This is a genomic window from Isoptericola sp. NPDC056605, from assembly GCF_042792795.1.
GTDB lineage: Bacteria > Actinomycetota > Actinomycetes > Actinomycetales > Cellulomonadaceae > Isoptericola.
On sequence record NZ_JBHTVT010000041.1, the window covers coordinates 1 to 9,720 of the forward strand.

Here is a 9,720-nt window from a genome sequence, read left to right on the forward strand (position 1 = left end):
GGTACGATTCTTGCCGCTAAATTCACTGATTTTCCTTGACAATCCCACATTTCTGTGCTAATTAACATGTCACCCGGGAACTGTCAATAATAAAAAATCCCGCCGGATATTTTTCCAGCGGGTTGTGTCTCGGGCGTGACTCTATTGTTACAGATAGAATAGAAGTCTTCCGCGGCTCCTATTCTACTTAATTTTAACAAATGTTAGTATATATTGTAAATTATTTCACCCTTAACCGTTGACCGACATAAATCTTATTCGCATCCGGGATACGATTAACTGTGGTCAATGTCTTAACGGACACACCGAATTTCTTACCAATTTTCGTCAGGTTGTCGCCCGCCTTTACGGTGTAGAATGTACCGCCGGATGGTGCGGCTCCTGATACCTTCAGGACTTGACCAACACGAATCATATTAACATCTTTAATACCGTTCACTTTCGCCAACTCCTTCACTGACGTATTATATTTCTTTGCAATTGCTGTCAATGTGTCACCCGCCTTAACGGTATATGTCGAGCCGGACGACTTGGCAGGTTTCGCCTTCACTGCGGCTTTGTTCCCGACCTTATCGTATTTCGTCAGCCCGTGGGCTTCGATTGTGGCGATAAGCTTCTTCGCATAGTTCGGGTCTGTCGCATATCCACCCTTTTGGATGGCGGCACAAGCTTGTACATAGTTCGTTTCCCCGACAACAGCCTTATAACGGTCAAGACGGTTATAGAGGTTCACAAGGTCTATGATAGAATCGCGAACAGACTTATACGCCCGGAACCCTGCTTTGATTGTTTTATCGACCCCGTTTAAAACCTCCCACGTGCCCATATGAACGGTTCCAGCGTTCCCGATACCTTTTATACCAAACAGGTTATTTGCACGCGTAGCAAGCCCGGATTTGCCCCAATTTGACTCATGTATGGCTTGTGCTGTGATAACTGAAGGTAAAACTCGACTTACACCGTATAATTTTTGTGCTTCACTTGCAACATTCTCCATGAAACTCATTCTTTTACACTCTCCCTCATTTGTTGTCTCATTTCATTTATTTGTTCGTCTGAAGCGGATTCAATCCATAGTTTTCTATCCTTCTGAAATTGCGCCCGCCAATATCCCGGCGGCTGTACGGTTGTCGCATTATCCGGTACGGAATCAGCCGGAACAATTTCAGGATAGTCGAAGATGAAATCCGAATCATATACGAATACTTGTATCATTTCCATTGCTCCAACCCTCCTAGTAAGGCACTGCCGCGTCTAATGACCAACTGGACACGGCGGACTGATTGTTTCCTGAAAAGCCGACAAACGCCAGTTTACCGTCAGTGTTGATATAAAATTTTGTGAAGCCTGTCGTTCCGTATGCTGTTGCCATGACCGCCTTTTTGTCTGACGGTGAATATGACGCGGGCAATTGTGCAAAGTCAACGCCGAGGTCACACGCCACGTCACCTTTTAGCATGAGGATGTTTCCCCAGCGGGTATACTGCGGTGTTCTTCCTGACGCCTTTGCTCCATTCAATAACGGAAGGTTATACCATGTGAGCGCCATAAAATCATTTTGTGTAAACAGCTGTCGCCAACCCCTGAATACATTGTCAGTGTGTATAACACCAATCCATGACGTATTATCATAGGAACGTGTCAGAACCAATTTCCGCAGACCGTTTGGCGCTGGTAGAATGTCGAGATAGTACCAAGAAGCGTCACCCGGTAACGGTAGTTGATTCCATCCTGTCCCATAATAAAAACCGGGTGGTGCGGTGAATATGCTGTCAGCTGAAGCCAACCGTTTCCGCATTCCTTCAGCATCCGTTAATGCATATTTCTGTGAGAAGTTTTGAACCCCGATAACATCCTGAAGCGATAGATTCGTTGTCTGTAAATCCTTTTGCAGCTGTGTCGCATCCGTAGCAGCTTGATTCCATTTCAAACGTTCAGAATCCGAGACGTGAGGTTTAGCATTTGCGATATGGTTCTTCAGGTTTGTTTCTGATGTCGTCACCCTGTCACTCATACCGTCCCACTTGGTACGGTCTTCAGACGATACGTGTTTGGTCGTGTCCTTTACATGAGCGTCCAAGACTCGGCCGAATGAATCAACGTCAGCCTTCATACTTTGAATTTGTTGGTCAGTTGCACCAGTTGACCCACCGTCCGCGGTATCCTCTAACGCTTGGACTTTTTGCTGAAGCGTCAGAATATCGTTCTTTATCTCATCTGACACGTCCATATGGTCAACGGTGTCCTGAAGCTTTGCCATCTTGTCTTTTAAATCTGAAATACTTGTTTTGACGCCTGTATCATCATAGGGCGGCGTCCGCCTTGACCCGAGTTCAATCAATTAGGACACCTCCACGATTGTGACGACTGTCTCAGTATCAGCGACTAGGTACACGTCAGGGCTTTGGCTATGAACCTTAAATGTTAGCGGGCTGTCGTTAGACGTGAGCGGCGCACCTGTAGTCGTCTCGACACCCTGCTTACCCCAATAAATGACACCCGAGTTAGGCGGGTAGATCGTCAACTCTCGGCGGTTTGTCAGTTTGCTAGAACCTGACTTTGCCATTACAGGCGTGACGCCTACACTCACCCCACCAACCCTAAAGTCATTCATTCCGGCTTCCCGAGTTGGTACAGGTTGTGTCGCCGGGATAGAAGACCCGCCGAGTGTGACAGGCTTATCTATCTCAACACTCCCAATATGCTTGTCGCCTGCCGCAAGCGGCGGTAACGCTGATATATCTACGGTTCCTGTCATCTGCCCAAGCTGAACGGTGTCAATGGACTGTGGTATAGATGACGCTGTAAATTTCTCAATCCAAGATTCGACCCGGACTTTTTCGGGCTGCACGATCGCGGCGTCAAGGTAGATTGTGTGATAGCCGAGCGGTCGCGCCAAAAGCTTTGTTGACCCCGGCGCTACGGCTAAAAGATAATTGTTAGGCGACACGCTCGGGCGCTCGTGTACGTACACGATCTGACTTGTGTTATTTGTTATGGCTGAATGGTTCGGCTTTGTGTCGTCAAAATAAACCGTTGTAATGTCGCCCGGTAGCATGGTGACGGTCTGTTCACGCCATGTACTCTTTTTATGGTCATCCCCCGGCTGTTTGACTAGTTCCGGCATTCTTGTTCACTCCTTTTGCTATTGTAGCGGCTTTCTTGATGTGGTTTGACGCGCTGCGTCCTTTCTTAATGGCTTTGGCTCCCTTAGAAACAGATTTGACAGCACGACCACCCGGAACAAAATCCATTGCGGTGGATGCTGTACCTTTCGCAACGTCTCCGACTGCTGGGAAGGCTTTCATAAAGAACACGATTGCAATGATAGCAAGCCCGAGAATAAGAGACCATCTGAACACGCCGAACATGATATTTGATAAATATGATTTGTCGTCAGTGCCTGAAGATGAAGAATCCCCACCTGTCGCCCCGGCTCCTGACGTTCCTTTGAATGTAATGTCCTTATCATCGTACTGGTGAAGGTTGTTACTGCTGATAATGCCGAGAAGCTTATTTACATAGTTAGGGTCTGTTGCATACCCTCCAGCTTTGATTCCCTTCGCATAGTCCTCAACGCTTTTTGCGTTCTTCAGCTTTGACGCATAACGCGGCTTGGATAATAGTTCCGCGTGGGCGCGTATGGAATCTTGATAGCTGTTGTACTTTGCAAAGCCATCCTTCACGTGATAGGTCTTACCGTTATATACTTCGGTCGTACCCATCGTGGCACTTCCTGCTGTACCTCTTCCCTTTATTCCAAATAGGTTCTTAGAGTAGTAGGCAAGCCCGGACAATCCGCCCGGGTTTGAACCGCCTGATTCTAACATGATTTGACCCAGTATGATGGATGCAGGGATGCCAGTTTCTTTCTGTATGGCTTGCGCGTCTTTGATAAACGGCTTTATATTTACGCCCATACTTCCACCTACTTTGTCAGGATTTTGATTTTCTGACCCGGTTTAATTTTGTTCGGGTCTTTGAGTTTGTTAAACTTGGCTGTTTCCATATACGCGGCTTTTGTACCACCCTTACCATATTTCTGCGTCAATTCTGACAACGTGTCACCTTTTTTCACCGTCACCGTTTTGTATTTTGGTGTAGACGGTTTTTTCGCTGGCGATGGCTTTTTAGCCGGGGTTGACGGTTTTTTAGCAGGTGTTGTCGTTTTGGCAGGTGTTGACGTTCTTCAGCTTTTCCAGTTCTTTATGAAGCTGGTCATTTTCTGTTTCCAAGTTGCTGTATTTCTTCGCTTGATCGGCAAGCTGTTTTGAAATGCTGTCCTTTACTTGGTCAACATACGTTTTGTTTTCCTTGCCAATATCGGTAATGGTGTCGATTACATCTGACTTAAATGATTCTTGGTTCTGCCCCAATTCATTTGCAAAGTTGTTTAAGGCTGTATCAACGCTACCTTCAATGAGAGATTGATTGTTTTGTAGCTGTGCCTGAACCAAGCTTGAATTCATAGGATTGCCATCCAAGTAATCACCCTCTAATGCTTCAGAAGTCACGTACTGTTCTTCCTCAGCAGGACGCCCACGCGTCACAAGGGAGACTAATAGAAAGACCCCAATTGCAACCGACCCGATAATGACAATATTCTTTTTGTTTAATTGGAATTTCTTTTTACCCGGGGAATGACCCCCGGATTCATGACCGACTTGTTCAAATTCCGCCATACCAATATAAGCCTCCTATCGGATCACCGAAATAATGATTCTTAGGGAAGTTTTCTTCATCTACCTGATTTCCGTTTAGATCGACTGTCGCTTTCTCAATACTCATGTTTGTTACTTTGTCGATCAATGCTTCTTTCGGAACCATCGGGTAAATGAAGTTGGCATGTGTTGGGCGTAATTCTTCAGCGTCTCCAATACCTAGCTGCGCGTCAGGTAGCTCCACTGGACGTGAAAGCTCCTGAAGCGCATGAACCCGGTTTTGAAGGTGATAGCCTTCCATCATGCCGCCTTACCTCCCTTGTAATACTTTGATGCCTGAAATTGAATTGCTCGCGATTGTGCTGATAATGGAAGTCGTAGACTTGGCATTTTTCAGGAACAGATAAATACCAATGAGAATCCCGATACCCGCAATCACGTCAAAAAACTTGTTAACCATCCACAAGACCTCCCATGATTTGTTTTACCTTGTCAACGTTCAGGACTGCCATACTTGCGAGAACAAGTACCAAGAACGTGTACGTTATTTTTTCATTTGTGAACATACCCAGCAGGATAACGAAAAAGAGAAAGGTGATAATAAACCGCATAGACTTTGTAAACTCTTGCATAGAATCACCCCTTTACTTCAAGCCAAAACCGCGTTTAAGACCGTTCCAAAACCCATCTATGAAACTGTCTTTAGCGGCTTTTTTGACTTTCTTTTTCTGCTCCGGCTTCATCTTTTGATACTTTTTATACGTGTCGTATCCTGTCGCTTTTTCAACTGCCTTTTTCGCTGTCTTTCCGGCTTCGTCGACGGTTTCTTTTGTAGATTCCCAACCATCTTTTACAACGTCCATCGGTGTAGAAATGTCAGGCGTCATTTTCTGTGCCATCTTTGACAGGTGTTTGCCGCCATAAAAGTCATCAAGAATAATCCATATGGCTGTGAGCGCCAGCGTGAAAAACAAAAGACCTTTTTCCATGTGTTATCCCTTCTTTTTGCGGCGGATAAAGAAGAACCAAAACACGATGATAATAACGGTGAGAACAAGAATTTTAGTCATTGCTTGACGCACCCCCGATTTTTGAAATAACCATTTTCAGATCGGTTAGAATTTCCCGTGTCTGTTCGTTATCCTTTGATTGTTTGAACATGAACCACGCGAGCATTACGCCCATGGCTCCGTTATTTAATAGGATTGAATAGATTTGCTCCACAAGTCACACCCCCTACACCCTTGCCGAGAATAGGAATACGACAAGGAACACAATGCCGAACCCCAGCAAGATTTGTTTTGATGTAATAGGGTCTTGCTTTACGTCATGCTCTTTTGCTGTGTCCTCATCATCGACAAGAGACATTTGATCTTCAGCTTCGGGAACTGTAGACGTTCGGGTACTCATAAACCCCATGTTTGGATATAAGTCTGCGGCATGGTAGAACATTTCACCTAGACCCATTTGTGATGGTGCGTTCATATAAATCCTCCTTCGTAGTAGTCAAATAAGAAAAGGAGGGAAAAGCCCTCCCGCGTGTATTAATGCAAGCGTGAAAGCTTTTCAGCAACGATTTTCACGCGCCCGCCTTTTTGAGTATTGAAGCGAATCCAAAACTCTGTAAGACGTTCGGTGTCAATATAGTCACGAGAGCCGCCGAGGTTTGGCAAGCCTTGGTTAGAGAAGTCAAACACATAAACCCCATCCGGTAAGACATAACCCAAGTCCGAATGATTTCGGGCTGCAAGTGCTGACGGCTTAATGCTGTAAGGGATGTCGGCTTGGTTAAATACCAATTCCAAGTTGCCCGCAAAGTCGCTGTCCTTCAGCGGGTTGCCTGACTCATCCGTAAAGTAAAACATGAGTTTACGGTAGATCGTCCCTGTCTGAAGCTTCACGATATTTTGACCGTTCCCGGTGAACTGTTCGCCTTTTTCGTTTACAAGCTTCAGGACAGAAATATCCGGCATAGCTTGTGGTACAGAAGGGACGGAGAACGTTTCAATTGTCGGCGTGATTTTCAATTGCTTCAGTGTAACGGTGTCTCCAGTAGCCAACTGATACGCGTCTTGCGCGCGTGCTGTATCAATCTGAAGGGAAACGGTTGTCTCCTCGTTTTGTAGCAAGATAAGACCGACCGGGTCACGTTGGTTTAAAGTTAATGGCAGCGCGACTTGGAATTTAATACGCGCGTCTTTACCTGACGTGCTCGCGGCTGTTTCAATGTAAGATAACGCCCGCGGACTTGATGCAGGTAATAGAACGTCTGGATTCAATCGGTTTAAGCTGTATAGGTGAAGGGCTTCGCCTGACACAACAAAAGGACGGAATCCACTGTTTAATTCCAGTGCAATATTTCTGATAATCTGGTATGGTGAAAATGGTTTAGTTGGAATTGCCGCGTTCTGCGATTTGAGAGAGACAGTCGCGTCAAATTCAACTAAAATTTGTGATAGCAGGCGTACTTTCGGTAGGTTGAATGATACCGTTTGTGCGTCCTCTGTCACTGTCTGTGTACCCATCATCTGCCATGTTTGGCGGGTAGCCTGCGAGAATAGTTGAGCCTTTGCCTGTGCTGATAGTTGCTGTTGAGTTGCCATAAATTAAAATTCCTCCTTAGACTTCTGCCGCGATTGTAGATACAACCGGGATATGATATTTTGCTGAAGCTTTCTTAATAATCCACATGAAAACCATCGTGATAAATACAGTAATGAACGTATGAACTAACCATTTAACCTTCATGCTTTTTTCCTCCTTATACTGCGTTTACTAATTGCGTCACACCGTTAACCGGATGCTTCGTGACAATAACCTTTGTTACGACAATGACCATCATTGTGAATAGCGCAATGACAATCATGTTCTTCAGCCCGACACCTGCAAATTTTCGTGTCTCCAAGTCATCACCTCCTTTAAAGCTTCAATTTTGCTAGTACCGGGTTTTGCATACCCACTTTCCAATACCAAAAATTGTGCCCGCCGGGTTGCTCCATAAATTGCGGCATCCCTGTTGCTTTCACAATCTTTTTACGGTCATCCGGGTTTTGCATGGTGAAAATGAAATAGTGTGAACTGTTGGCCATAGCAATGACCGGAATGTCTGTTGGGCGCTGGGTACAAGCCCAAACGACTGCTTCTTTCGAACGCCCGCGCGTGTATAAGGCTTTCAATTCTTTCGGGTAGTTATGGGCGCTTGGCGCGACTTCCATTAATTCGTCTATCCATAGAATCGTATTTTCACGCTTGTACACCCAGCTCATGAGCGCGTTGTAATATTCCGGCTCTAATTCTTCAGCGACCGGGCAATAGATAATTTTCGGCGTCTCGACCTCGGACACGTCTTCCAATCGGTGAACCACAGTAAAGTCCTTACCTTCCTGCAAGCCATGCCACAATTCCTGCCGTTTCTTGCGGCGCTCGTGTACTTCGCCTTTCGTATCAAGCTTTACCACATGGTCTTTCCCAGCGAGATATACCTCAGCGACAACCGATTTACCTGTACCGGTTTGACCACAGATAAAAACGTGTTCGTCATCGCCAATTGTCATTCGCATGTTTTCCACTTCCTTTCGTGCTGTAAGCTTTCACAACACGCTTCACGCCTTTACCTCTTTTCATAGCAGCCATGATGGACGGTTTCGGGATTTTGTCGTAAGGGATTTTCTCCACAACTAAAAATTCCTCGCCCTGTTCGATAATGTCCAAGTGTTCAAACCAATAACGGCTGTATTCATGCATGGGGATGTTGTAATAGAAGTCACCTTGCTTCAGCGTCACCATACCGGACATAGTCGATCATCCCCTCTAAATGGTTGAGGAATTTTAAGACATCAATATCCTCCGAAAGGGATGAGTTGATGTAAGGAGCCGCCAAATTGCTTACTAGTGGGTTCCCCAGATCGTTCAGCAGGCTTTTGATTAGTTCTTTCAGGCGCGCTTTCATTTCCTCGTTGTTCTGTTGGTTGTTTTGGTAGTTCTCGTTTTGGCAAGACATTTTTCTGTACCTCTTTCTTTTTAGGTTGTTTGGATTTCCACATAATGAATTTAGGTATAAAGATCGTAAAGCACGCAATGAGTAACGCTATATGGTCTGCATACTCACTGGCGACACCCGCCACGCCTTCAGACTTCGCCATGATGTTTGCGAGTGGCGTACATATCTGTTCGGCTTCATCGGCGGTTAATGCAAAGTCTTCCATCCCAGGTCGTGCTGCCACGATCGCGCTTGTCGTCAGTAACAGCATTTTCAGCTGGGATGAATCAACATTGCCCGCCGTCTTTTTCTTGGCTGCGCTTTTCTTTTTCGTGCCAGTACCAGGAGGGCGACCGCGTTTCTTTTTCGGCTGTTCCTCCTGGTCACTTCCCGGCACATCTACCATAACCACCCGAGGAGCGTTTTCGCTTTGCTTGGTGCTGGCTGTTCCTCTTCCTCCGGTTCCTCCACTTTTGGCGGTTCCGGTACTGGAATTTCCTGTGCTTGTCCCTGCGGCTGTTCCTTTGTTCCCATCAGGTTTTGGATGTCCTGTAGCAGATTCTTTGCCCATTTTGGCGCGTCCTCCTGTTCCTCTTTTTTCGGTGTTTCTTCAGCAGACGATTTTTCTTCTTTTTCTTCTAGTTCTTTTGGCATAGAAAATAAATCCTCCTTTTGTCCTATTTCTGTTCGATAAATTAAATAATATAGGAACATGTGTTCGATTTCAAGACAAAAAATAAAAATAAATGAATTAATTTCATATTTAATTATTTTTAGGCAAAATAAAAAGCCGGGAAAATGAATTTCCCGACTCTTTTAAAAGTCACACGACACATGCGGACGACTTGTATTTTTAATATAGTCCATATTTCTTTTCTGTCTATTCGTTAGTAAAATTCCCTTGTTTACTTCCTGCTTTAAATCAAAATCGTCAGAACCCATTTTAAGCATAGTAGCAAATTTTCGTCTTTTTAATTCGCCTTTATAAATAGAATAATAGGCTTCTTTTTTCGTTATCATTTCTCCGCGCTCCTGACGCGCCTGTAAGCTTTTTAATTTCTCTAGGATATCATAATATAC

14 protein-coding genes are annotated in these 9,720 nt (G+C 45.1%); all 14 read right to left on the minus strand.

The features are described 5' to 3' along the window. Positions 1–220 precede the first annotated feature (220 nt). On the minus strand, positions 221–997 hold the full coding sequence (locus ACFQ8Y_RS22440) for a glucosaminidase domain-containing protein (protein WP_376642730.1): 777 nt from the start codon (positions 995–997) through the stop codon (positions 221–223). 237 nt (positions 998–1,234) lie between these two features. Further along, a complete protein-coding gene (locus ACFQ8Y_RS22445) occupies positions 1,235–2,341 on the minus strand; it encodes a hypothetical protein (RefSeq protein WP_376642734.1) in 1,107 nt (368 codons plus the stop codon). Between the two features lie 754 nt (positions 2,342–3,095). Further along, the gene (locus ACFQ8Y_RS22450) at positions 3,096–3,920 is read right to left on the minus strand and encodes a glycoside hydrolase family 73 protein (protein WP_376642737.1); all 825 of its coding nucleotides are present in this window, start codon (positions 3,918–3,920) and stop codon (positions 3,096–3,098) included. A gap of 8 nt (positions 3,921–3,928) precedes the next feature. After that, positions 3,929–4,084 (minus strand): LysM peptidoglycan-binding domain-containing protein, encoded by a 156-nt coding sequence (locus tag ACFQ8Y_RS22455; RefSeq protein ID WP_382959528.1) that lies wholly within the window; start codon positions 4,082–4,084, stop codon positions 3,929–3,931. Between the two features lie 67 nt (positions 4,085–4,151). Then, a complete protein-coding gene (locus tag ACFQ8Y_RS22460) occupies positions 4,152–4,682 on the minus strand; it encodes a hypothetical protein (protein WP_430586790.1) in 531 nt (176 codons plus the stop codon). Beyond that, a complete protein-coding gene (locus ACFQ8Y_RS22465; protein ID WP_376959259.1) occupies positions 4,669–4,962 on the minus strand; it encodes a hypothetical protein in 294 nt (97 codons plus the stop codon). The genes ACFQ8Y_RS22460 and ACFQ8Y_RS22465 overlap by 14 nt, the downstream gene beginning before the upstream one ends. 343 nt (positions 4,963–5,305) lie before the next feature. Then, complete coding sequence (locus tag ACFQ8Y_RS22470) at positions 5,306–5,650, minus strand: hypothetical protein (protein ID WP_376642741.1); 345 nt, start codon at positions 5,648–5,650, stop codon at positions 5,306–5,308. A gap of 247 nt (positions 5,651–5,897) precedes the next feature. Continuing rightward, on the minus strand, positions 5,898–6,146 hold the full coding sequence (locus ACFQ8Y_RS22475) for a hypothetical protein (RefSeq protein ID WP_080467411.1): 249 nt from the start codon (positions 6,144–6,146) through the stop codon (positions 5,898–5,900). Between the two features lie 59 nt (positions 6,147–6,205). Further along, a complete protein-coding gene (locus ACFQ8Y_RS22480) occupies positions 6,206–7,264 on the minus strand; it encodes a hypothetical protein (protein ID WP_376642743.1) in 1,059 nt (352 codons plus the stop codon). A 315-nt stretch (positions 7,265–7,579) separates the two neighbouring features. Next, positions 7,580–8,230, minus strand: coding sequence for a hypothetical protein (locus tag ACFQ8Y_RS22485; protein ID WP_379628281.1), 651 nt, complete (start codon positions 8,228–8,230; stop codon positions 7,580–7,582). After that, on the minus strand, positions 8,199–8,447 hold the full coding sequence (locus ACFQ8Y_RS22490) for a hypothetical protein (RefSeq protein WP_376642747.1): 249 nt from the start codon (positions 8,445–8,447) through the stop codon (positions 8,199–8,201). The genes ACFQ8Y_RS22485 and ACFQ8Y_RS22490 overlap by 32 nt, the downstream gene beginning before the upstream one ends. 50 nt (positions 8,448–8,497) lie before the next feature. Beyond that, the gene (locus ACFQ8Y_RS22495) at positions 8,498–9,052 is read right to left on the minus strand and encodes a hypothetical protein (protein ID WP_376642749.1); all 555 of its coding nucleotides are present in this window, start codon (positions 9,050–9,052) and stop codon (positions 8,498–8,500) included. Beyond that, the gene (locus tag ACFQ8Y_RS22500; RefSeq protein ID WP_377998110.1) at positions 9,040–9,354 is read right to left on the minus strand and encodes a hypothetical protein; all 315 of its coding nucleotides are present in this window, start codon (positions 9,352–9,354) and stop codon (positions 9,040–9,042) included. The genes ACFQ8Y_RS22495 and ACFQ8Y_RS22500 overlap by 13 nt, the downstream gene beginning before the upstream one ends. A 102-nt stretch (positions 9,355–9,456) precedes the next feature. Beyond that, a partial coding sequence (locus ACFQ8Y_RS22505) for a hypothetical protein (protein ID WP_430586791.1) occupies positions 9,457–9,720 on the minus strand: 264 nt, incomplete at its 5' end.

Bases quoted from the DNA above. Each gene is read 5' to 3' on its own strand.
- ACFQ8Y_RS22440 (WP_376642730.1), bottom strand. From the start codon at position 997: ATGGAGAATGTTGCAAGTGAAGCACAAAAATTATACGGTGTAAGTCGA.
- ACFQ8Y_RS22450 (WP_376642737.1), bottom strand. From the start codon at position 3,920: ATGGGCGTAAATATAAAGCCGTTTATCAAAGACGCGCAAGCCATACAG.
- ACFQ8Y_RS22460 (WP_430586790.1), bottom strand. From the start codon at position 4,682: ATGGCGGAATTTGAACAAGTCGGTCATGAATCCGGGGGTCATTCCCCG.
- ACFQ8Y_RS22465 (WP_376959259.1), bottom strand. From the start codon at position 4,962: ATGGAAGGCTATCACCTTCAAAACCGGGTTCATGCGCTTCAGGAGCTT.
- ACFQ8Y_RS22470 (WP_376642741.1), bottom strand. From the start codon at position 5,650: ATGGAAAAAGGTCTTTTGTTTTTCACGCTGGCGCTCACAGCCATATGG.
- ACFQ8Y_RS22475 (WP_080467411.1), bottom strand. From the start codon at position 6,146: ATGAACGCACCATCACAAATGGGTCTAGGTGAAATGTTCTACCATGCC.
- ACFQ8Y_RS22480 (WP_376642743.1), bottom strand. From the start codon at position 7,264: ATGGCAACTCAACAGCAACTATCAGCACAGGCAAAGGCTCAACTATTC.
- ACFQ8Y_RS22490 (WP_376642747.1), bottom strand. From the start codon at position 8,447: ATGGTGACGCTGAAGCAAGGTGACTTCTATTACAACATCCCCATGCAT.
- ACFQ8Y_RS22500 (WP_377998110.1), bottom strand. From the start codon at position 9,354: ATGTTCCTATATTATTTAATTTATCGAACAGAAATAGGACAAAAGGAG.